This window comes from Pelagibius sp. (assembly GCF_028281305.1).
Lineage (GTDB): Bacteria > Pseudomonadota > Alphaproteobacteria > Kiloniellales > Kiloniellaceae > Pelagibius.
The window spans coordinates 16,390-37,318 of sequence record NZ_JANQKD010000070.1 but is presented as its reverse complement, the minus strand read 5'-3'; the positions used below and the strand labels follow the sequence as shown (position 1 = coordinate 37,318).

Here is a 20,929-nt window from a genome sequence, read left to right as displayed (position 1 = left end):
AATCACAATCTCGCCGCATTTGCGGCCAGATCAAACCGCAATCGCTGCCTAGCTTTCTAGTCACGGAGACTTCCCCTCTCTGTGTCGAGGAGGCCAGCGATCCTCGAGATATTGCCCCAAAACGCTGGTGACTAAGAGGGGCGGCCATGTGCCCCGACCACGCGTGGCCGCCCCGCACTTTTCCGAAAGCTCCACTTACGGGCGGTCTCGTACCCCACGTAGGGGCCCCAAGCCAGCGGGACCGCCCGCTTTTCCAAAGACTTTCTGATTTCCAGGACGTTCTGTCCGCTCTAGCCGGCTGCAGCCTGCTGCAGGGTCTCTGCATCGTCTTCCGGCGATTCTTCGGAAGGCGACGGGTCAACGATGCGGTAGGCGGGCAGGCGCAGCGTGACCGTGGTGCCCCGGCCGAGTTCGCTCTGCAGGTCGAGGGTGCCGCCGTGCAATTCCGCCAGTGCCTTGGCGAGCGGCAGGCCGAGGCCGGTGCCCTGCTGTTCGCAGTCGTTCTCCACCTGACCGAAGACCGAGAGCGCCAGGGGAATGTCTTCCCGCGCGATGCCGATGCCGCTGTCGATGGACTGGAAGACCACGCCGCTGCCCGGGGTGGCCCAACAGCGCAGAGTGACATCGCCGCTGGCCGGGGTGAACTTCACCGCATTGGACAGCAGGTTCACCAGGATCTGGGTCAGGCGGCGCTTGTCGGCGCGCATGGCGGGCAGGTCTTCGGGCACGTCGAAGGTCAGTGTCACGCCGGCGTCCTGGGCGCGGACCGCGAGAAGCGCGCGCACGCCGTCAAACAGTTCTTCCGGCGCGATGGTCTGCTCCTGCAGGGTCTCGCGGCCGGACTCCACCTTGGAGAGGTCGAGGATGTCGTTGATGATCCCCAGCAGGTGCTGGCCGGACTGGCGGATGTCGGTCGCGTAGTCGCGGTACTTGGTGTTGCCCACCGGGCCGATGGCCTGCTGCTCGATCATCTCGGCAAAGCCGATGATGGCGCTCAGCGGCGTGCGCAGCTCGTGGCTCATCATGGCGAGGAAGGCGGACTTGGCCTGGCTGGCCCGGTCCGCCCGGCTGGCCTTGTCGCGCGCCTGGCGCAGGTTTTCCAGCGCCTCATCCAGCCGGCGCTGCTGGGCGGCGACGGAGTCTTGGGTGGCGGCGCCCGGCTCCCGCGCCTCGATCCGGTCCTGACGGGCGGCCAGTGCGCGCAGGGCATCGGTCTGCCTCAGGAAGAGAACGGCCTGCGCGGCGATGAGAAGAAACAGCAGAGCGCCAAGGCCGGCAATCCACGGCCAGGCGGTGTCGAGCGCCATGACGGCGCCGGTCATGAGGAAACAGGCTCCTGGTCCGCTCCTGTACCTGGGCGGGGTGCATCGGGAACGCCGATGGTTACGGCGACGTCCTGGCCATGCTTCCAGCCTTGCTGGAACTGAGCCTGACTGACGATACGCTCGTAGTTGTCCAGCATCGCGTCGATCTCCTTCCGATCGACGAAGCCGGTGCGGTAGACCAGATTGCGCACCACGCGCCCGAAGCGGCGGTCCTGGGCGCTGTTGGTCTTCAGATAGGTGCTGACCAGGCTCACCAGGTAGCCGAAGCGGTAGAAGGTATCGACCTTCTCGTTAAAGGCTTCGTCGGTCTCTTCGATGAAAGCGGCGATCAGCTCGACGGCGGCGCTTTCCTGGGCGATTTCGTCAGCGGCGCCGGCGCTGCCCAAGCCGTCCTGCTCCGTCGCCAGGGATTCCAGCTCCTTGATCGCCTTCTTGCGGCGCTCGGCCCCCTCTTCCGAGGATCCCTTGCGCGCCCAATACTGAACCCGCTCCACCAGTTCGGCCATGGGGGCGGACTTCACGACGTAGTCGTCGCCGCCGGCGTTGAGGCATTCCAGGATCGTCTCGGGGCTGTCCAGGGCGGTCAGGAACAGGATCGGGCAGGGGCGCAGGCCCTGCATCTTGCGGATCCTCGCGCAGGTCTGGATGCCGTCGAGACGCGGCATCATCACGTCCAGGATGATGAGCTGGGGATTGACGATCTTGTGCAGCAGGCTGATGGCCTTTTCGCCATCGCTGGCATGCATCACCTTGAATCCGGCGGCCTCCAGCATCTCTGAATAGAGGCGCCGCAGTTTGTCGTTGTCCTCGGCAATGATGATCGGTCTGACAGACACGGATGAACGGTCCCGGCGATGACGGCGTCTGGCTGGTCTTTGGACCCTTCGAATCTGCATCAGGCATCCTTAATATTCCGTTTCATCTATAAGGTTTGATTAGGAATTCCGCGGTTGTGCGACCCCTTGGTCACCCCCGGCCATGACCCCCTCTGGTGGCGCGCGCGGACAATCTGCTATACCAGCCGCCGCAGCCGGCACCGCTCGCGGCAAGGCTTGCTCTCTGCCGGGGTGTGATTTCCGAGACATGACACTGTTTGAAGGTCGAAACCTCGATTGCCGGCGCGGGGGCCGCGACGTCTTTGCCGGGCTGTCTTTCGAACTGCCTGCCGGCGGTGCGCTGCTGCTGACCGGGGCCAACGGCAGCGGCAAGTCGAGTCTGCTGCGCATGCTGGCGGGGCTGCTGCGCCCGGCCGGCGGTGCAATCCTCTGGGACGGCCAGCCGGTCGGCGAGGACCCGGGCGCCCATGCCGCCAGACTGCACTACCTCGGCCATCTCGACGCGGTGAAACCGGTGCTGAGCGTGCGCGAAAACCTGCGGTTCTGGGCCAGCCTGCGGGAGGGAGCAGAGGGCCAGGGAGCGGAGGGCGACGGGGCCACCGCGGAGGATGCGGGCGGTGGTGAGGCCGTCCCGGACGACTCCGTCTTGGGTGAATCCGGCCGCCTGGAAGCGGCGCTGGATCACTTCGCGCTCGGCGATCTGGCCGATGTGGCCGGGCGGCTGCTGTCCGCCGGCCAGCGCCGCCGCCTGGCCCTGGCGCGCCTGCTGGCGCAGCCGGCGGCACTCTGGCTCCTGGACGAGCCCTCGGTGGGCCTCGATCATGCCTCGGTCGGCCGACTGGCGGCCGCCATCGCCGGCCACCGGGCGCGCGGCGGGTCCGTGATCGTCGCCACCCACACCGCGCTGGACCTGCCGGATGCTCTGCCGCTGTCGCTCGATGCGCTGGCGCCGCCACCCCTGCCGGAGATGATCTGGTGAAGGGCCTGGTCATCGTCATCGGGCGCGACCTGCGCCTCGCCCTGCGCCAGAGCGCCGATGCCTGGCTCGCGGTGTTGTTCTTCGTGCTGACGGCGACGCTTTTTCCCTTTGGCGTCGGGCCGGAGGCGGCCACCCTGCGGCAGATCGCCCCCGGGGTCATCTGGGTGGTCGCTTTGCTGGCTGTCCTGCTCTCGTTGGAACGGCTGTTTCTGGCCGATTTCGAGGACGGCAGCCTGGAGCAGTTGCTGCTTTCGCCGTTGCCGCTGGAGGTGGCGGTGCTCGGCAAGGTCGCCGCGCACTGGCTGACCACCGGCCTGCCGCTGATCGCGGCGGCGCCGCTCCTGGCCCTGCTGTTCCACATGGAACCAGCCGGGCTCCTCACCCTGCTGCTGGCCATGCTGCTGGGCACCCCGGTGCTGAGCCTGATCGGCGCCGTGGGGGCGGCGCTGACCCTGGGCGCGCGGCGCGGCGGCGTGCTGATCCCGCTGCTGGTGCTGCCGCTCTACATCCCGCCCCTGATTTTCGGGGTCGGGGCCACGGAATCCGCCCTCAGCGGCCTCTCGGCGCGCCCCGACCTGCTCTTGCTGGGGGCGCTCTTGCTCGTCATGCTGCTGGTGGCGCCGTTGGCCGCCGCTGCCGCGCTCAGACAGGCGCTGGAATGATCTCAGTCAACGCACTAACTATTGGGAAAGCCTAGGACAGGGAAATGCACCGCTTCGCCAATCCGGCCCGTTTCACGCGCATCGCCGACCGCGTGCTGCCCTTTGTGGCGGTCGCGACGGCGGCGGCGCTCGGCGTCGGCTTCTACATGGCGCTTTTCGTGGCCCCGCCGGACTACCAGCAGGGCGAGAGCGTGCGGATCATGTACGTCCACGTGCCCTCGGCCTGGATGGCCATGTTCATCTATGTCGCCATCGCCGTGGCCAGCGCCGTGGCGCTGATCTGGCGCCATCCCCTGGCGGATCTGGCGGCCAAGGCCTCCTCGCCCATCGGCGCCGGCTTCGCCTTCCTGACCCTGGTGACCGGCTCGCTCTGGGGGCGGCCGATGTGGGGCACCTGGTGGGAGTGGGACGGCCGGCTGACCTCGATGCTGATCCTGTTTTTCCTCTATCTCGGCCATATGGCCCTGATGCACGCCTTCGACGACCAGCAGCGCGGCTACCGCGCCGCAGCGATCCTGGCTCTGGTGGGCGTCATCAACATCCCGATCATCAAGTTTTCGGTGGACTGGTGGGCAACCCTGCATCAACCGGCTTCCGTGTTTCGCCTCGACGGGCCGACCATCCACCCCTCGATGCTTTGGCCGCTTTTGATCACCGCCGTGGGCTTCAAGCTCTACTATGTGACCGTTGTCCTATTGAGGATCAAAAGCGAGCTGATCGCGGCACGGCTGCGGGCGCTGGACCTGGCGCGCCTGAAGGCGAGCTAGGCGGGAGAAGGAAAGGGATGTCGGCTGGTGTGGGCTTCTGCGCCCTTCGGTCGCACTCACGCAAATGTAACTGACGCAAATGGGCGGAGGTCATAGATTTTCCTGACGTCGGGTCGGCTCTGCGGACGGCCCGACGCGAAAAACAAGCCAGAGGAGCGGCGGCCCGCCCCAAAGGACCCAAAGGAAAGGAAGAGAGAGATCGCAGCGTTTTTTCAGATGGGCGGCTATGCGGCCTTCGTTTGGCCCTCGCTCGGCCTGACCCTGGTGGTCATGCTGGGGCTTCTGCTCTCGACCCTGCGGCAGCTCAGGGCCCGACAGCGGCGTCTGGCCGCGCTGGAGGCCGAAGGGGCCACGCGGCGGCCGCGCGGCGGCAGTCTTGCCGCCGCTGCGCCCGGCGACGCCCCCACGGTGACGCGGAGCAGAGAGAACGAGCGATCGGAGGAGGCGGCCTCTTGAGCCCTGGACGTATGACACGCAAGCGCCGGCGTCTGACCATCGTCTTTACGGCGCTGGTGGTTTTCGGCGCGGCGACGGCCCTGGTCCTGGCGGCGCTGGACGAGAACCTGGACCATTTCCGCAGCCCCAGCCAATTGATCGCCGAGCCGCCGGCGCCGGACCGCGGCATCCGCCTCGGCGGACTGGTGGAGGAGGGCTCGGTCGAGCGCGCCGCCGACGGTCTTTCGGTGACCTTCCGCATCACCGATCTTGCCGAATCCGTGCCGGTCTCCTACGTCGGCATCCTGCCGGACCTGTTCCGCGAGGGGCAGGGCGTTGTGACCACCGGCAGCATGCAGGGCGATGGCACCTTCGCGGCCCGCGAGGTGCTGGCCAAGCACGATGAGAACTACATGCCGCGCGAGGTGGTGGATGCGCTGAAGGCCTCCGGGCAGTGGCGCCACGGCGAGGAGATCCCGCAGTGATCGCAGAGCTCGGACACTTCGCACTGATCCTGGCGCTGCTGACCGCGGTGGTGCAGGGCAGCCTGCCCATGGTCGGTGCGGCGCGCGGCTATATGCCCTGGATGTCCCTGGCCGCCCCGGCGGCGCTGATGCAGCTGGTGCTGGTGGCGCTTTCCTTCGCCGCGCTGACCTACGTCTACGTGGTCTCCGACTTCACCGTGGTGAACGTGGCGGAGAACTCCCACTCCGCCAAACCGATGCTCTACAAAGTCACCGGCGTGTGGGGGAATCACGAAGGCTCCATGGTGCTGTGGATCCTGATCCTGGCGCTCTTCGGCTCCATGGTCGCCTTCTTCGGCGGCAACCTGCCGCCCAGCCTCAAGGCACGGGTGCTGGGCGTGCAGGCCTGGATCGGCATCGGCTTTCTGCTGTTCACGCTGCTGACCTCCAATCCTTTCCTGCGAGTCTTCCCGGCACCGGCAGACGGCCGCGACCTCAACCCGTTGCTGCAGGACCCCGGTCTCGCGTTTCATCCGCCGCTGCTTTATGCCGGCTACGTCGGCTTCTCCATGGCCTTTTCCTTCGCCATCGCCGCGCTGATCGAGGGCAAGCTGGACGCTGCCTGGGCGCGCTGGGTGCGGCCCTGGACGCTGCTGGCCTGGGCCTTCCTGACCGCCGGCATCGCGCTCGGGTCCTGGTGGGCCTACTACGAACTGGGCTGGGGCGGCTGGTGGTTCTGGGACCCGGTGGAAAACGTTTCCTTCATGCCCTGGCTGCTCGGCACGGCGCTGCTGCATTCCGCCATCGTGGTGGAGAAGCGCGACGCCCTGAAGATCTGGACCGTCCTGCTGGCGATCCTCACCTTCTCGCTCTCCTTGATGGGCACCTTCATCGTCCGCTCGGGCCTGTTGACCTCGGTCCATGCCTTCGCCACCGATCCGGAGCGCGGTTTCTTCATCCTCGTCCTGCTGCTCATCACTGTCGGCGGTTCGCTGTTGCTCTTTGCGCTGCGTGCGCCGGTGCTGAAGCCCGGCGGCCTCTTCGCGCCGATCAGCCGCGAGGGCGGCATGGTGCTGAACAACCTCTTCCTGGCCGCGGCCTGCGCGACGGTCTTTCTTGGCACGCTCTATCCGCTGTTCCTGGAGGCCATCGACGGCAGCAAGGTCTCCGTCGGCCCGCCCTTCTACAACGTCACATTCGTGCCGCTGATGGTGCCGCTGCTCTTCGTCATGGCCCTAGGGCCGCTGATGCCCTGGAAGCGTGCCGACCTGGCGGGCGTATTCGCGCGCCTGAAGCTGGCCGCCCTGGGTGCCCTGGCGGGGGCCGCCATCACGCTCTACCTGCGCGAAGGCTGGCCCGTCCTGCCGGCGGCCGCCATGGGGCTGGTGGCCTGGCTGTTCGTCGCCAGCCTTGTGGAGTGGTGCGAGCGCATCAAGCTGTTCCGCGCGCCGCTGGGCGACAGCTGGCGCCGGGCGCGCAACCTGCCGCGGGCGGCCCACGGCATGACCCTGGCCCATGCCGGCATGGCCATCGCCGCAGCCGGTATGATCGGCGCCTCGGTCTGGAACCTGGAAGAGGTGCGCAATCTGCGCCCCGGCGAATCCATGCAGGTTGCCGGCTACGACTATCGCTTCGACGGCGTCGAGCAGATCCAGGGCCCGAACTATCTGGCCGACCGGGCCCAGATCACCGTCACCCGCGACGGCAGGCCGGTGGCGGTCCTGACCCCGGAGAAGCGTCTCTATCCCGTGCAGAACATGCCGACCACCGAGGCGGCGATCCATACCACCTGGGTCGTCGATCTCTACGCCGTGATCGGCGATTCCGACGGGCGCGGCGGCTGGGCGGTACGCATCTTCCATGAGCCGCTGGTGCCCTGGATCTGGATCGGCTGCATCGTCATGGTCCTCGGCAGTTTCGTCTCCCTGAGCGACCGGCGCCTGCGTATCGGCGCCCCCAGCCGCAAGGCCAAGGCGGTCCCCGCCGGCGGCCATCCTGCGCCTGCGGAGTAGGAGGCGGTGATGATCCAACGGCTTCTGCTTCTGCTGCCCCTGCTGCTCTTCTTCGTGGTGGCCGGCTATTTCCTCTGGGGGCTGTCGCCCGACCGCGATCCCCAGGCGCTGCCTTCGGCGATGGTCGACAAGCCGACGCCCAGTTTCGACCTGCCGCCGGTGCCGGGGCTTGAGCAGCCGGGCTTTGCCAGCGCCGATCTCGGCAAGGGCGAAGTGGTGATGGTGAACTTTTTCGCCTCCTGGTGCGTGCCCTGCCGGGCCGAACATCCCTATCTCACCGACCTGGCGGCGCGCACCGGCGTGCCGCTCTACGGCATCAATCACCGCGATAAGCCCGAAGCCGCTGTGGCCTGGCTCGAAGAGTTGGGCAACCCCTACAGCCGCATCGGCGCCGACAGTGGCCGCGGCGCGGTAGAGTGGGGTGTTTCCGGGGTGCCGGAGACCTTCATCCTCGATGGCGAGGGGCGCATCCGCTACCACCACCGCGGGCCGATCCTCGGCCAGTTGATCGAGGACGAAGTCGAACCCATGTTGCGCGCGCTCAGACAATGAAACGTCTCATTGCCGCGCTTGCGTTTGTCGTCGCAGCGTCGCTCGGGCTGCCGGCTGCTGCCGTCGAGCCCGACGAGGTGCTTGCCGATGCGGCGCTGGAACAGCGCGCGCGCGACCTCTCCCACGAGATCCGCTGCGTCGTCTGTCAGAACGAGTCCATCGACTCCTCCAACGCCGAGCTCGCAAAGGAAATGCGCATTCTGGTGCGCGAGCGCCTGGTCGCCGGCGACAGCGATCAGCAGGTGCTCGACTATCTGGTGGCGCGCTACGGCGATTTCGTCCTGTTGCGCCCGCCGGTGAAGCCCGGCACCTACGTCCTCTGGTTCGGCCCGGCGGTGATCACGGTGTTGGGCATTCTCGGCGTCTTTTTCTTCCTGCGCCGCCAGCGCCGCCCGGCCTCAGCCGTTCAGCCGCTCAGCGCCGAAGAGGAGGCGCGGCTGGCGCGGCTCCTGGACTCGGCTGATGCATCGGATGCGGGGGCTCCGGCTCACGCTCAGCCGGGCCAGTCTCAGAAGGACACGGCGGAGCGCTCATGATCTTCTGGCTCCTTGCCGCCGCGCTGACCGCGCTGGTCGTCGCGGTGCTCGTCCTTCCGCTGCTGCGGCGGCCCGCAGATCCCGACGCAGAGGGCTATGACGCGCGTTCAGCCTATGACCAGACGGTCTACCGCGATCAGCTCCGCGAGCTTCAGGAAGACCAGCGCCGCGGTCTGCTGCCCGCGGAGGAGGCCGATGCGGCCAAACGCGAAGTCGAACGCCGTCTGCTGCGCAGCGATGCGGAGGCACAGGCCGGCGGCAGCACGGCGTCTTCGGCGCCTTTGTTCCGGCGTCTCGGCGCAGCCTTCATCGTCCTGCTGATGCCGCTGGCCGGGGTTGGGATCTATCTCGGCTACGGTACCCCCGGCCTGCCGGGTCTGCCCTTCGCCGAGCGCCAGGGGGGCAGCAGCCAGGAGGCGGAGATGCTGGTCGCCCAGTTGGAGGCGCGGCTGGCCGGCAATCCCGAGGACGCCGAGGGCTGGCTCGTGCTGGCCCGGGTCTACGAGCGCATGGCCCGCTACGGGCAGGCGGCTGAGGCCTACCGCCGGATCATCGAACTCGGGCGCGGCGGCGCCGAGGTGCATGCCTCCCTGGGCGAGGTCCTGGTGGCCGAGGCCGGCGGCCAGGTCGGCCGCGATGCGCGCCTCGCCTTTGCCCGGGCCATCGAGATGGATCCCGCCAACCCGCGGGCGCGCTACTACGCCGGCATGGCGATGGCCCAGGACGACCGCCTGGCCGACGCGCTGGCGGTGTGGCGCGGGCTGGAGGCCGACTCGCCGCCCGACGCCCCCTGGCGTCCGCTGCTCGAACGCCAGATCGCCAATGCTGCCGCCAGCCTCGGCGAAGCGACCCCCGAGACGATCCCCGAGACAGCCCCTGGGGCCGGCAATGAGGCGCCGCGGGGGCCCAGCGCCGCCGATATCGAGGCGATGCAGGCGCTCTCTCCGGAAGAACGCGACCAGTTTATTCGCTCCATGGTCGAGGGCCTTGCCGCCCGGCTGGAAGAACAGCCTGACAACCCGGAAGGCTGGCTGCAGCTGGCCCGCTCCTACACCGTTCTCGGCGACGTCGAGGCGGCGGGCCGCGCCCTGGAACGCGCGGCACCGCTGGTTGAGGCAATGCCCGCCGATACGCCCGGGCGCGCCGCGCTCCAGCAGCGGCTGGAGGCCCTGCGCGCCACCCTGCCTTAACCATTCCGCACGCAGCGGCGCTGTCCACTGCGCCCCGGAGACCCTGCGCAGGCAAAGGTTTTGCTTGGCACGGACCACCCGCCTGCCTTACCGTCGACACCAAAGCGTCACGCAAGAGGCGCGTCGGGACAGGGAGCTAGAACCAGCGTGGCATTGGCGGATACGGGCCCCGTAGCAGCCGCCGCACCGGCGGCTTTGGAGGCCGAAGACGTCCACAAGTCGTTCGGCAATCTGGAGGTGCTGAAGGGCGTATCGATCACGGCGCGCGAAGGCGACGTGATTGCCATGCTTGGGTCGAGCGGCTCCGGCAAGAGCACTTTCCTGCGCTGCGTGAATCTTCTGGAAAATCCGAATGCCGGCCGCATCACGGTCGGCGGAGAGACGCTGCGCCTGGTTCCCGGCAAGCACGGTGAGGGTCTGGTGGCCGAGGACGCGGAGCAGATCCGGCGCATCCGCGCGCGCCTTGCCATGGTGTTTCAGAGCTTCAACCTGTGGTCTCACATGACGGTGCTGGAGAACGTGATCGAGGCGCCGATCCACGTGCTGAAGCGTCCGAAGGCTGAGGCCGTTTCCTACGGCGAGGAGATCCTGCAGAGGGTCGGACTCTACGACCGCCGCGACTACTACCCCGCCCACCTGTCCGGCGGCCAGCAGCAGCGCGTGGCCATCGCCCGGGCGCTGGCCATGGACCCCTCGGTAATGCTCTTCGACGAGCCGACCTCGGCCCTCGATCCCGAGTTGGTGGGCGAAGTGCTGCGGGTCATCCGCAGCCTGGCCGAGGAGGGGCGCACCATGATCGTGGTCACCCACGAAATGGGTTTCGCCCGCGAGGTCTCGACGGAAACCATCTTCCTGCACCAGGGCCGCATCGAAGAGGCCGGGCCGCCGCAGGAGGTCTTCAACAATCCGCGCTCGGAGCGCTTTCGACAGTTTCTCGAAGGAACCCTGAAGTAACGGGTTTCCGCCGCGAACACATGAAGGTCAAAACCAGAATGCATAATGGAGGCAAGTTGTGAAAAAACTCATCGCTGCGGTCTTTGCGACCGCCGTGGCAGTCGGTGCGGTCGGCGCCGAAGCCAAAGACTGGAAAAAGGTCCGCATCGGCGTTGAAGGCGCCTATCCGCCGTTCAGCCAGGTAACCGCGGACGGCAAGCTGGTCGGCTTCGACATCGACATCGCCAATGCGCTCTGCGATCAGATGAAGGTGGAGTGCGAGTTGGTCACGCAGGACTGGGACGGCATCATTCCGGCGCTGAACGCGCGCAAGTACGATGCCATCATCGCGTCGATGTCGATCACGCCGGAGCGCAAGGAGAAGGTCGACTTCACCAACAAGTACTACCAGACCCCGGCCAAGTTCGTGCGCAAGAAGGGCTCGGGCATCGAGATCACCCAGGACGGCCTGAAGGGCAAGTCCGTCGGCGTGCAGCGCGCCACCATCCACGACAACTTCGTCACCGAGGTCTACGGCGACGAGGTCGAGGTGAAGCGCTACGGCACACAGGACGAAGCTTACCTCGACATGGTCGCCGGGCGCGTCGATCTGCTGCTCGCCGACTCCATTGCGCTGGAAGACGGCTTCCTGAAGACCGACAGCGGCAAGGACTACGAGTTCGTCGGTCCCGACTTCACCGATCCGCAGTACTTCGGTGAGGGCGCGGGAATCGCCATCCGCAAGGGCGAGGACGAGCTTCGGGAGATGCTGAACGCGGCTATCGATGCGATCCGCGCCAACGGCGTCTACAAGTCCATCCAGGACAAGTACTTCGACTTCAACGTCTACGGCAGCTAAGGCGGTCTTAGGCAATGTGAACCGGAAGCGCCACCGTCGGTCTCTCGACGGTGGCGCTCGGTTTTTTGACAGGACGACCCTTGACGCTTCGATGCTCAAGACCCACGGCAGCAGGCTGATCTCGGGCCATGGATGAGCTTTTCCAGAGGCTGCCCTTCATTCTCGAAGGATCGCTGATCACCATCTCGGTGTCGCTGGTCTCGGCGGCCGTGGCGATCGTTCTGGGGCTGATCACGGCCACCGCGAAGCTGTCCCGCTCGCGCCTGGCCAAGGGTATCGCCGGCGTCTACACCACGGTGATCCGCGGCGTGCCCGATCTCGTTCTGATGCTGCTGATTTTTTTCGGCGGCCAGTTGCTGGTGAACTACATCGCGCTGGAGTGGTTCGGCTACGAGGACTACATCGACGTCAACGCCTTCATCGCGGGCACGCTCACCATCGGCTTCATCTTCGGCGCCTACATGGGCGAGACCTTCCGCGGTGCGATTCTGGCCGTGCCGGTCGGCCTGCTGGAGGCCGGCTACGCCTACGGTATGTCCAGGCAGCAGGTCTTCTTCCGCATCCTCATTCCGCAGATGATGCGCCATGCCCTGCCGGGCATCGGCAACAACTGGCTGGTGCTGATGAAGACGACCGCCCTGGTCGCGGTCATCGGGCTCAACGAGATGGTCTTCCGCGCCGGTCAGGCCGGCGGCTCCACCCGCGAGCCTTTCGTGTACTACCTCGTGGTGGCGCTGCTCTTCCTGCTGTTCACCACGGTCTCCATCTGGGGTCTGCGCTGGGCGGAGAAGCGCTACAGCGTCGGCGTGAGGACGGCCTAGGCCATGGATTTCACGCCGGTCATCGACAACTTCGACCTCTATCTCGAGGGACTCTGGACCACCGTCCGCCTGGTGTTCTTCGCACTGGTGTTCGGCTTTGTCCTGGCCGTGCCCTTCGCCATCATGCGCACCTCCAAGAACCCGGCGGTCAACGGACCGGTCTGGGCCTTCACCTATTTCTTCCGCGGCACGCCGCTGCTGGTCCAGATGTTCCTGGTCTACTACGGCCTCGGCCAGATGCAGTTCATGATCGAACTCAGCCAGCAACCGGCCTTCGAGTTTCTGCAGGACGCCTACTGGTACGCGCTCTTCGCTTTCACCCTGAACACCGCCGCCTACACCACCGAGATCTTCCGCGGCGCCATTCTGGGCACGCCCTACGGCGAGGTGGAGGCGGCGCGGGCCTGCGGCATGTCGAAGGTGCAGATCTATCGCCGTGTCATCCTGCCGAGCGCCTTCCGTCGCGCCCTGCCGGCCTACTCCAACGAGGTGATCTTCATGCTGCATGGTTCGGCCATCGCCAGCGTGATCACCATCGTCGATCTGCTGGGCGCAGCGCGCATCATCAACTCGCGCTACTTCACGCCCTATGAGGCCTTCATTTCCGTCGGCGTGCTCTACTTCTGCATCACCTTTGCGCTGATCGGCGGCTTCAAGCTGCTGGAGAACCGCTGGTTCGCCCACCTGCGACCGCGCGAGGAAACCACCGCCAAGCGCAAGACAAAGGTGAGCCAGGCGGCCTGAAGGGATTGGCGGGCCGGCGCCCGCCCGGACCGGCAAGTCTTAGGGATAGGGTGGTGGACCTGAGAAACTTAGGTTTGCACCGGTCCTCCTACGCCAAGGCTACGGAGGACGGTCCTTCGTCTAACGGACTCCGGCGTCTAACGGACTCTGGCGTCTAACGACCTCCGGGTGGCCTGCCACCCGAAGCTCGAAGAGCAAAGGGTGGTGGAGCTGAGGGGAATCGAACCCCTGACCTTCGCATTGCGAACGCGACGCTCTCCCATCTGAGCTACAGCCCCTTGAACCCGGGCGCCGCAGGCCGATTTCCCGGCCCCGGCATGGGAAGCGCCCACAGGCCCGGAAAGGCCCGCAAGCGGCCGGATAATGTGGATAAGGCCGGAAGCTGTCAAGCACCGCCTTGCGATGGCGGGTGCCGCGCCCGGGGATCGCACCCCCCCCTGTCAATCCCTTGTTTACGGTCAGTCCCGGCGATAGGGTAGCGCCGGCTGTTGTCCGAATTCATTCCTTTGTCTTGGAAAAGGATGCAAGTAAGGGTCAATGATCATCCTGAATCCCCTCTTCAATGTCATCCAGATCGCCCTGTGGCTCTATCTTTGGGCGATCATTTTCTCGGCTATTCTCAGCTGGCTCGTCCATTTCGGGGTGATCAACACGCGCAACCAGTTCGTCAGTATGATCGGCGAATTCCTGTGGCGCATTACCGAGCCGGCTCTGCGGCCGATTCGCCGCTTCATGCCGAACCTGGGCGGCATCGATATCTCGCCGATTGTCCTCATCCTCATCATCTATTTCGCGCGCGATCTGCTGGGCAACGTCCAATACAGCCTCAACGCCGGTGGACTCTGACGGCGGCCCCGTCCGTGCGACCGACCGGGGCCTGCTCATCGATGTCCGTCTCCAGCCCGGCGCCCGTCATACGCGGGTCGACGGGCTCGCCGTGGTGGATGACGGCACCGGGGGTCTGGCAAGGGTCCTGAAGGTCCGGGTGTCCGCGCTGCCGGCCGAGGGCCGGGCCAATGCCGCTCTTCTCGCGCTCCTGGCGAAGACCTGGAAGCTTCCGAAATCCTCTCTCAGTCTCGCAGCCGGCCGGCAGGCCCGGCGCAAGACGGTGCTGGTCGCGGAGCCGCCGGCGGCCCTGCGGCAGCGGCTGACCGACTGGCTGGCCGAGCTGCCGTCGGCGTAAGAGGGCGCCGGGATGGGCCCGCATCCTGGCCCCATAGACGTCGGATCTGAGGCCCTGGACGGCGGTTCTGGACGGGTCTAGAAAGCGCGCGTCGGCTGGTATGGCCGGGCCGATCTTAAAGCAGGGCCGATCTCGCAGCAGGGAGTGTCAGCAGTGAGCGATACAGCAGTTTCCGCCGCCGCAACGGTGATCGACGGCAAGGCTTTTGCCCAGGGGCTGCGCGGCCGCGTGGCGGCTGCCGTCGAGACCCTGAAACGCGACCATGGCCTGACCCCGGGTTTGGCCGTCGTGCTGGTGGGCGAGGATCCGGCAAGCCAGGTCTACGTGCGCTCCAAGGGCAAGCAGACGGTCGAGGCGGGCATGAACTCCTACGAGCACCGCCTGCCGGAGACCACGAGCCAGGACGCGCTGCTCGCCAAGGTCGCCGAACTGAATGCCGATCCTGCCGTGCATGGCATCCTGGTTCAACTGCCGCTGCCCGCCCAGATCGACGCCCAGACCGTCATCGCCGCGATCGATCCCAACAAGGACGTCGACGGCTTTCATGTGATCAATGCCGGACGCCTGATGACCGGCGCGACCGGGGCCGCGGCGCCGCTGGTGCCCTGCACGCCGCTGGGCTGCCTCATGCTGTTGAAGCACCATCTGGGCAACCTTTCCGGGCTGGATGCCGTGGTGGTGGGCCGCTCCAACATCGTCGGCAAGCCGATGGGCCAGCTGCTGCTGGCGGAGAGCTGCACGGTGACGACCGCCCACAGCCGGACCCGCGACCTGCCGGCGGTCTGCCGGCGCGCCGACATCCTGGTGGCTGCCGTCGGACGGCCGGAGATGATCCGCGGCGACTGGGTGAAGCCCGGCGCCACGGTCATCGATGTCGGCATCAACCGCATTGACCCAGCCGGTGACGCTTCAGGGGGCGGCAAGAGCCGCCTGGTGGGCGACGTCGCCTACGATGAGGCGGTTGCCGTGGCCGGCGCGATCACCCCGGTGCCGGGCGGCGTCGGGCCTATGACCATCGCCTGCCTGCTGGCCAACACGGTGACCGCCGCCTGCCGCGCGCAGGGGCTGACCCCGCCCGACCTTGGCGCGGGCTGAGCCCTTCTCCCGTGGTCGTGCGGGCCTTCTCTAGGCCAGGGGCGGGAGCGCCAGGCGTACGACCCCTTTGATGGGGGCATTGGGGTCCTGAGGCTGGCCTCGGCGCAGGATGACGATGCGCCCGCTGCGCGCCAGATAGAGCGCCTGCTGGCGCACTGCACTCAGGTAGCGGCGCCAGAGGTCCGGCGGGTCGTTGCGCCGCCGCCGCGGCTCGGCGAAGGCCTTGGCGACCTGGGCCGGCGTCAGGCTGACACCCGGCGCTGCGGCCAGCAGGTCCAGGATCAGCCGTGCAACGGGATCGAGGGCGACGCCCTGGGCAGCTTGCGTGTCTTGATGGTCAGTCATCGGCGCTGTGTAACACGGCTGCCCCTTTGGGTCCCGCCTGAATGCTGCCGGTCCGTGACGTGAGGCCCGAAAAGGCGCGCGCGAGGGCGGATGCACGGGCGGCGCGAATCGCTGGACGCCTTGCGTTTCTCTCCCCATATTGCAGCCATGTTGGGCTCAATGAACGCGCTGATTGCCGCCGCGGCCCTCTTCGTCGGGGGCCATTTCCTGCTATCCAGTGCGCCGCTGCGGGCGGCCCTGATCGCCCGTTTTGGCGAGAGGATGTTTCGCGGGTTCTACTCTCTGGTCATGCTGGCATCCTTGACCTGGATGCTCTTCGCCTATGGTGCCGCCCCCTATGTTGCGCTTTGGGTGACCCCGCTGGGCCTCTATTGGCTGCCCGTGATCGTGATGCCCTTGGCCGCAATCCTGATCGTCGCCGGCCTGACCACGCCCAACCCGACCATGGTCGGGGGCGAGCGCTTGTTGGCGGAGGGCACGGGCTCGCCCGCCGTCGGCATCTTCTCGATCACCCGGCATCCCTTTCTCTGGGGAACCGGCCTCTGGGCGGTCTCCCATCTGCTGGTCAACGGCGATCTGCCCTCGATCATTCTGATGGGGGGGATTGCGGTGCTGAGCTTCGCAGGCATGGCCCATATCGACCGCCGCCGGGAAGCTGCCCTGGGGGCCGCCTGGGGGCCGATGAAGCTGACCACCAGCCTGCTGCCTTTCGGTGCCGTGCTCGCCGGGCGCGGCAAGGTCGATTGGCGCGGCATCGGCTGGTGGCGCCCTTTGCTGGGTGTGACACTCTACCTGGGCCTGATGCACGTCCATCTCATGGCCTTCGGCGTCTCGCCGTTGCCCTAGACGGCGCCGCAGGCGGTTCCGCGGACGGTTCTGCAGAGGGGGCCAACTGGCCCCGTTCCGCCTCGTTTTCCCCCTGGGATACTGCGTCGGAATGACGTTCTTGGACCCGCTCCGGGGCTTCCCACATCTAAAGACAGAAGCCGGGAGGGTATGCCCCCGAACCGCAGGCCCGCAGCGTTCTTTTGGGCGCTTCGATGGGCCGGCCAGAGGAAATCCTGGAAGGCGGCCCTCCCCTGTCAGGAGCCGTTCCATGAGCAGAACCACAGACCTCCAAAGCCACTACCGCCCGCGCGGTCTGTCCGACCGTCTTGCGCTGTTCACCGTGAAGGTGCTCCGCGCCGTTATGGACCTCTTCTTCCGCAAGCGCTACGGGCACCGTGCCGTGATGCTGGAAACCGTGGCCGCCGTGCCCGGCATGGTGGGTGGCGCCCTGCAGCACCTGAAGGCGCTGCGCAAGATCCAGGACGACCGGGGCTGGATCCGGACGCTGCTGGACGAGGCGGAAAACGAGCGCATGCACCTGATGACCTTCGTCCATGTCGCCCGCCCGTCGCGCTTTGAGCGGCTGCTGATCCTGGTGGCGCAGGGGCTGTTCTACAACGCCTACTTCCTGCTCTATCTCTTTGCGCCGAAGACCGCCCACCGCGTCGTCGGCTATCTCGAGGAGGAGGCCGTGGTGTCCTACACCCGCTACCTCGAGGAAATCGATGCCGGGCGCCTGCCGAACGGGCCGGCGCCGCAGATCGCCATCGACTACTGGGGCCTGCCGGCCGACGCCGACCTGCGTGCCGTGGTGGTGGCGGTCCGTGCCGACGAGGCCGGCCACCGCGACGCCAACCACGGTTTCGCAGACGATCTGGCGGGTTTGAAGCCCACCGGGAAGCCGGCTGGAGCGGCTCTCGGCACACCGCCCGACTGGCCGGAGGCCGCCTGACCCTGCCTAAGGGGAGCGGCAGTCCGGATGGACGGAAGAGAGCAATTTCGTACAAGGGTTCCGGGGCCGTCTGCGCTAGACTTCGGCTATGGGGATCGATCAGCAGACGGCCTATGCCCAGTCCCGTGACGGGGCACCCCGAGGCCGGGCTGGCAGGCGGCCGGAGGACAAGGTGCGCTTCTGGCGGGAGCGGCGCTACGACGATCTCGAGTGCCTGAAGGCGCGCTACTACCGGCACAGCTATGCCCCCCACACTCACGATACCTTCGCGGTGGGGGTGATCCTCGCCGGAGCGGATGCGTTCCGCTGCGGCGGCGTACGCCACATTGCCCCTGCGGGCAGCCTGGTGACGGTCAATCCCCATGAACTGCACGACGGTCAGCCGCACGGCGACAGCTTTGCCTACCGCATGTTTTACCCTTCGGTCAGCCTGATTCAGCGCCTGGCCGATGACGTGACCGGCGACCTGAGCGAGGACCGCGGCACGCGGGACGGCGCGCTTCCCATGTTCCGCCAGGCTGTTGTTCACGCGCCGGATCTGGCGGCCCGCTTCATTCACCTGCACAGCCTTCTCGAACACCGTGCTCCGAAGCTGGCGGTCGACGAGGCCTTTACCGGCGCCATGACGGAGATGGTGCGGCGCTATACCGTGCTCGATCCCAAAGGCCGGCGGCTCGGGCGGGAAAGCCGCGCCGTGGGCCGCGTGCGGGCGCTCATAGATGCCGAGTATATGCAAGACCTGACCCTTTCCGAGCTGGCGAATGAGGCTGGCTTCAGCCGGTTCCACCTGCTGCGGGCCTTCCGGCGCGAGGTGGGGATCACGCCCCATGCCTACATGACCGGGCGGCGCATCGCCGCTGCCAAGGGTCTTCTGGCCGGCCCCGACCCGCTCAGCGCCGTTGCCGTTACCTGCGGGTTCTACGACCAGAGCCACTTCAATCGTGCTTTCAAAAGCTGGATCGGTCTGACCCCCGGCCAGTACCGCAGCGGCGTGGTCCGAGACGCCGCCTAAGGGACTGAGGGGCACGGCCTAAGAGGCGGCATCCCGTCGTCCCCGCTCAATCGTGCTCCGCCGGCGGTTTTGCCACCGGGGTCGGGGGTGACGTCACCATAAGGCCGTCACCGCTGCCGTCGTCGTGCATGGGGACGTTGCAGACCAGGAAGCGGCGGACCTCCCCGTCGCGCCCCAAGGGCAGGATCAGCCGGTGCCAGTGGCTGACAGTGATGGAGGGCGGCGCCTGGTGCACGGTGTAGAGGGGTCGCCGCAAGGTGACCGCCGCCTCGTAGCAGGCCACAAAGAACCTCTGGATTGCGCTGGTGGTGGCCACCTCCCAGACGCTCTTTCCCGTCATGTCGAACCCGGATACCTCGGCAATCTTGGTGCCGTAGAGGGCATAGCGGAAGTCGCCGGGATCGGCGAGGACGTCGACAAGCATCAGATAGCCCAATGCCGGGCGCAGGTCTTCCGGGGCCACCTTGATACGGTCCGGGATTCCATTGACCATCGGAAGGGAGCGCCAGTGTCGCAACACCTGGCGGATCATCTCGGTGGGAAGGTCGTCCTCTTCAGGATCCAGCTTCAGCCGCAGGTCCTCGATATCCACGTGCAGGGCAAACGCCGCATCGCCGCCGCTCCACACCGCGGAACGGGGCGCCTTCAAATGGCGGACGATGCGATCGGCCAAGGCCTGAACGGATTCAACACCCATAAGCGATTGAACTATCTCATCTGAAGAGGTTTCAAGCGAAGCCTGCTTCGCCGCCTCCAGGGATGGTCGTTGTCGCGGTTGTATGGTGTGCAGAAATTCTTCCATAAGTCGATGCTCCCGTGCCCGCGCCACGGCAAAATCCTACAAGACCACGGCGGGCAGCCTGGGGCACCTTGGCCGCGCATATGCAATCAAACACCGCCGGATTCTCGAGACATCCAATGAAGACCCAGACAGCAAAGCCTCACCGTCGGCACGTCCGCTGGCTGCGCGGAGCCGATGGCGGCGATTTCATGGCCGGTCTGATTGCCATCGCGCCGCTCCTGATTCCGGCGGCCGTTTTCGGTCTGCTCCTGGGCAGCCTGGGGGCGCAGAAGGGCCTCTCCCCCCTGGAGATGGCAGTGATGAGCGCGACGGTGTTCGCCGGGGCCTCGCAGCTGGTCGCCGTGGAGATCTGGACGTCGCCGCCGGCCATTGCGCTCCTGGGGCTGACGGCGTTGACGGTCAATCTGCGCCATGTGCTCATGGGCGCCACCATCGTTCCCTCTCTGACGGGCTGGTCGCGCGGACAGGTTTACGGCGGCCTGTTTTTTCTGGCGGACGAGATCTGGGCTCTGGCCCTGAAGCGCAGCGGTGAGGCGGCGTTGACGCCGTCCTATTACGCCGGTTTGTTCCTGATCTTCTATCTCTGCTGGGTCGCCAGCACGACTCTGGGCGCGATTTTCGGAGGCCTCCTGGAAGACCCGCAGCGCTACGGCCTCGACTTTGCCTTCACCGCCGTGTTTCTGACGCTCCTGGTGGGCATGTGGAAGGGCAGGCGCAGCCTTCCTCCCTGGCTGGCCGCTGCGCTGGCTGCCGTCGCCGCCTACTTCCTGCTGCCGGGCGTCTGGTACATCGCTCTCGGCGGCATCGCGGGTGCTGTGGCCGGGGCCCTGCAGGGCCCGGCGCAAGGACCCAATCGCGCGCCGGAGCCTGGCGCCTTAAAGCCCGGCCCCTCAATGCCTGGCCCCTCAAAGCCTGGCCCCGGGGAGGCGGACAGTGCAGCTTGATCCCCTCGTGCTTGCGGCCATCGCGGTGATGGCGGTTGCCACCTATGCGACCCGGATCTTCGGTGGCTGGCTGGTGCGCCGCGCGACCATCAGCGGTCGTCTGGCCGGCGCCCTGGAGGCGGTGCCGGGTGCCGTTCTGATCGCCATCATCGCCCCCAAGGTCTTTGCCACCGGGCCGGCGGAAAGCCTCGCGGCTGTCATCACCGTTCTGTTGGCCCTGCGCCTGCCGCTGATCGCCGCCGTGTCCGGCGGCTGCCTGGCGGTGGTGGCTCTGCGGATGGTGCTGGGTTAAAGGCCGGCGACCCGGCGGTAAGGAAGAGGGCGCCGGGAGGAAGAGGGCGACAGCCTCGGCGGGGCCGTGTTAGGCTCCGCTCCTGCCTTTCTCCTTCCTTTCCATTGCAACTGACTTGATTGGGGCAAGCATGGCTACCAATGCAGAAATTGCTGCGCGCCTGTTGCGCGACGCGGCAGGCTTCTTCCGCACCGTGGGGGAGCAGAACGCGCCTCTGAAGGAGCACATGGACAAGAATGCCCAGGCCTTCGAGGTGATGGCCGAGCGGGTCGAAGCCGATCCCCTGGGCGAAGCCTCTTTCGGTCAGCCGCCGGCGGAGGGATCGCCGCCGGAGTGATCTGCCAGCCCTGCGACCAGCCCG

At 66.9% G+C, this 20,929-nt stretch carries 26 protein-coding genes and 1 tRNA gene; 22 read left to right on the top strand and 5 right to left on the bottom strand.

Annotated elements, in window-relative coordinates; translation table 11 throughout:
- Nucleotides 1-290 precede the first annotated feature (290 nt).
- Both Q0982_RS14150 and Q0982_RS14145 read right to left on the bottom strand, forming a co-directional pair.
- A complete protein-coding gene (locus Q0982_RS14150; protein ID WP_299396616.1) occupies nt 291-1,322 on the bottom strand; it encodes a HAMP domain-containing sensor histidine kinase in 1,032 nt (343 codons plus the stop codon).
- Nucleotides 1,319-2,161 (bottom strand): PleD family two-component system response regulator, encoded by an 843-nt coding sequence (locus Q0982_RS14145; protein ID WP_299396615.1) that lies wholly within the window; start codon nt 2,159-2,161, stop codon nt 1,319-1,321. The genes Q0982_RS14150 and Q0982_RS14145 overlap by 4 nt, the downstream gene beginning before the upstream one ends.
- A 247-nt stretch (nt 2,162-2,408) precedes the next feature.
- Here Q0982_RS14145 and Q0982_RS14140 point away from each other — a divergent pair, with 247 nt between their 5' ends.
- The 13 genes from Q0982_RS14140 (at nt 2,409) to Q0982_RS14080 (ending at nt 13,115) form a co-directional block, all read left to right on the top strand.
- On the top strand, nt 2,409-3,140 hold the full coding sequence (locus Q0982_RS14140; protein ID WP_299396613.1) for a heme ABC exporter ATP-binding protein CcmA: 732 nt from the start codon (nt 2,409-2,411) through the stop codon (nt 3,138-3,140).
- Nucleotides 3,137-3,802, top strand: a complete 666-nt coding sequence (ccmB, locus tag Q0982_RS14135) for a heme exporter protein CcmB (protein ID WP_322097031.1) — start codon at nt 3,137-3,139, stop codon at nt 3,800-3,802. The genes Q0982_RS14140 and ccmB overlap by 4 nt, the downstream gene beginning before the upstream one ends.
- Before the next feature lie 44 nt (nt 3,803-3,846).
- Nucleotides 3,847-4,569 carry a heme ABC transporter permease gene (locus Q0982_RS14130; protein WP_299396612.1) on the top strand — a complete coding sequence of 241 codons (723 nt, stop codon included), beginning with the start codon at nt 3,847-3,849 and terminating at the stop codon, nt 4,567-4,569.
- Between the two features lie 216 nt (nt 4,570-4,785).
- Entirely contained in the window at nt 4,786-5,025 is a 240-nt protein-coding gene (gene ccmD / locus Q0982_RS14125) for a heme exporter protein CcmD (RefSeq protein ID WP_299396610.1), read from the top strand.
- On the top strand, nt 5,022-5,489 hold the full coding sequence (gene ccmE / locus Q0982_RS14120; RefSeq protein WP_322097030.1) for a cytochrome c maturation protein CcmE: 468 nt from the start codon (nt 5,022-5,024) through the stop codon (nt 5,487-5,489). The genes ccmD and ccmE overlap by 4 nt, the downstream gene beginning before the upstream one ends.
- Nucleotides 5,486-7,480 carry a heme lyase CcmF/NrfE family subunit gene (locus Q0982_RS14115; protein WP_299396609.1) on the top strand — a complete coding sequence of 665 codons (1,995 nt, stop codon included), beginning with the start codon at nt 5,486-5,488 and terminating at the stop codon, nt 7,478-7,480. The genes ccmE and Q0982_RS14115 overlap by 4 nt, the downstream gene beginning before the upstream one ends.
- A 9-nt stretch (nt 7,481-7,489) precedes the next feature.
- Nucleotides 7,490-8,032 carry a DsbE family thiol:disulfide interchange protein gene (locus Q0982_RS14110; RefSeq protein ID WP_299396607.1) on the top strand — a complete coding sequence of 181 codons (543 nt, stop codon included), beginning with the start codon at nt 7,490-7,492 and terminating at the stop codon, nt 8,030-8,032.
- Nucleotides 8,029-8,568, top strand: a complete 540-nt coding sequence (locus tag Q0982_RS14105; RefSeq protein WP_299396606.1) for a cytochrome c-type biogenesis protein — start codon at nt 8,029-8,031, stop codon at nt 8,566-8,568. Before Q0982_RS14110 ends, Q0982_RS14105 begins: the two co-directional genes overlap by 4 nt.
- Nucleotides 8,565-9,758: a c-type cytochrome biogenesis protein CcmI gene (ccmI, locus tag Q0982_RS14100; RefSeq protein ID WP_299396604.1), complete on the top strand. Its 1,194-nt coding sequence runs from the start codon at nt 8,565-8,567 to the stop codon at nt 9,756-9,758. The genes Q0982_RS14105 and ccmI overlap by 4 nt, the downstream gene beginning before the upstream one ends.
- Nucleotides 9,759-9,953: 195 nt before the next feature.
- Nucleotides 9,954-10,712 carry an ABC transporter ATP-binding protein gene (locus tag Q0982_RS14095; protein ID WP_367575449.1) on the top strand — a complete coding sequence of 253 codons (759 nt, stop codon included), beginning with the start codon at nt 9,954-9,956 and terminating at the stop codon, nt 10,710-10,712.
- Between the two features lie 58 nt (nt 10,713-10,770).
- A complete protein-coding gene (locus tag Q0982_RS14090) occupies nt 10,771-11,550 on the top strand; it encodes an ABC transporter substrate-binding protein (protein WP_299396600.1) in 780 nt (259 codons plus the stop codon).
- Nucleotides 11,551-11,678: 128 nt separating this feature from the next.
- Nucleotides 11,679-12,371 (top strand): ABC transporter permease, encoded by a 693-nt coding sequence (locus tag Q0982_RS14085; protein ID WP_299396599.1) that lies wholly within the window; start codon nt 11,679-11,681, stop codon nt 12,369-12,371.
- A 3-nt stretch (nt 12,372-12,374) separates the two neighbouring features.
- Nucleotides 12,375-13,115 (top strand): ABC transporter permease, encoded by a 741-nt coding sequence (locus Q0982_RS14080; RefSeq protein ID WP_299396597.1) that lies wholly within the window; start codon nt 12,375-12,377, stop codon nt 13,113-13,115.
- 202 nt (nt 13,116-13,317) lie between these two features.
- Here Q0982_RS14080 and Q0982_RS14075 read toward each other — a convergent pair.
- Nucleotides 13,318-13,393: transfer RNA gene (locus tag Q0982_RS14075), tRNA-Ala, on the bottom strand.
- A gap of 259 nt (nt 13,394-13,652) precedes the next feature.
- On the opposite strand from Q0982_RS14075, the gene Q0982_RS14070 reads away from it, so the two are divergent.
- From Q0982_RS14070 to folD, 3 genes are all read left to right on the top strand, one after another.
- Nucleotides 13,653-13,961 carry a YggT family protein gene (locus Q0982_RS14070; RefSeq protein ID WP_322097029.1) on the top strand — a complete coding sequence of 103 codons (309 nt, stop codon included), beginning with the start codon at nt 13,653-13,655 and terminating at the stop codon, nt 13,959-13,961.
- Nucleotides 13,951-14,298 (top strand): DUF167 domain-containing protein, encoded by a 348-nt coding sequence (locus Q0982_RS14065; protein WP_299396595.1) that lies wholly within the window; start codon nt 13,951-13,953, stop codon nt 14,296-14,298. The genes Q0982_RS14070 and Q0982_RS14065 overlap by 11 nt, the downstream gene beginning before the upstream one ends.
- A 153-nt stretch (nt 14,299-14,451) precedes the next feature.
- Nucleotides 14,452-15,393 (top strand): bifunctional methylenetetrahydrofolate dehydrogenase/methenyltetrahydrofolate cyclohydrolase FolD, encoded by a 942-nt coding sequence (folD, locus tag Q0982_RS14060; RefSeq protein ID WP_322097028.1) that lies wholly within the window; start codon nt 14,452-14,454, stop codon nt 15,391-15,393.
- 30 nt (nt 15,394-15,423) lie between these two features.
- On the opposite strand, the gene Q0982_RS14055 is transcribed toward folD, so the two are convergent.
- On the bottom strand, nt 15,424-15,738 hold the full coding sequence (locus Q0982_RS14055) for a DUF3253 domain-containing protein (RefSeq protein WP_299396592.1): 315 nt from the start codon (nt 15,736-15,738) through the stop codon (nt 15,424-15,426).
- A gap of 159 nt (nt 15,739-15,897) precedes the next feature.
- On the opposite strand from Q0982_RS14055, the gene Q0982_RS14050 reads away from it, so the two are divergent.
- The 3 genes from Q0982_RS14050 (at nt 15,898) to Q0982_RS14040 (ending at nt 18,530) form a co-directional block, all read left to right on the top strand.
- Nucleotides 15,898-16,584 carry an NnrU family protein gene (locus Q0982_RS14050; protein WP_299396591.1) on the top strand — a complete coding sequence of 229 codons (687 nt, stop codon included), beginning with the start codon at nt 15,898-15,900 and terminating at the stop codon, nt 16,582-16,584.
- 250 nt (nt 16,585-16,834) lie between these two features.
- On the top strand, nt 16,835-17,518 hold the full coding sequence (locus Q0982_RS14045) for an alternative oxidase (RefSeq protein WP_299396589.1): 684 nt from the start codon (nt 16,835-16,837) through the stop codon (nt 17,516-17,518).
- Between the two features lie 172 nt (nt 17,519-17,690).
- Nucleotides 17,691-18,530 (top strand): AraC family transcriptional regulator, encoded by an 840-nt coding sequence (locus tag Q0982_RS14040; protein ID WP_299396588.1) that lies wholly within the window; start codon nt 17,691-17,693, stop codon nt 18,528-18,530.
- A 46-nt stretch (nt 18,531-18,576) separates the two neighbouring features.
- Here the strand turns inward: Q0982_RS14040 and Q0982_RS14035 are convergent, their stop codons facing one another.
- Complete coding sequence (locus Q0982_RS14035) at nt 18,577-19,227, bottom strand: PAS domain-containing protein (RefSeq protein WP_299396586.1); 651 nt, start codon at nt 19,225-19,227, stop codon at nt 18,577-18,579.
- A 221-nt stretch (nt 19,228-19,448) separates the two neighbouring features.
- Between Q0982_RS14035 and Q0982_RS14030 the strand changes: the two genes are divergently transcribed.
- From Q0982_RS14030 to Q0982_RS14020, 3 genes are all read left to right on the top strand, one after another.
- Nucleotides 19,449-20,276: an AzlC family ABC transporter permease gene (locus Q0982_RS14030; protein WP_322097027.1), complete on the top strand. Its 828-nt coding sequence runs from the start codon at nt 19,449-19,451 to the stop codon at nt 20,274-20,276.
- Nucleotides 20,266-20,568, top strand: a complete 303-nt coding sequence (locus Q0982_RS14025; protein ID WP_299396584.1) for an AzlD family protein — start codon at nt 20,266-20,268, stop codon at nt 20,566-20,568. Before Q0982_RS14030 ends, Q0982_RS14025 begins: the two co-directional genes overlap by 11 nt.
- 130 nt (nt 20,569-20,698) lie before the next feature.
- Nucleotides 20,699-20,905, top strand: a complete 207-nt coding sequence (locus tag Q0982_RS14020) for a hypothetical protein (protein ID WP_299396583.1) — start codon at nt 20,699-20,701, stop codon at nt 20,903-20,905.
- The last annotated feature ends 24 nt before the right edge of the window (nt 20,906-20,929 follow it).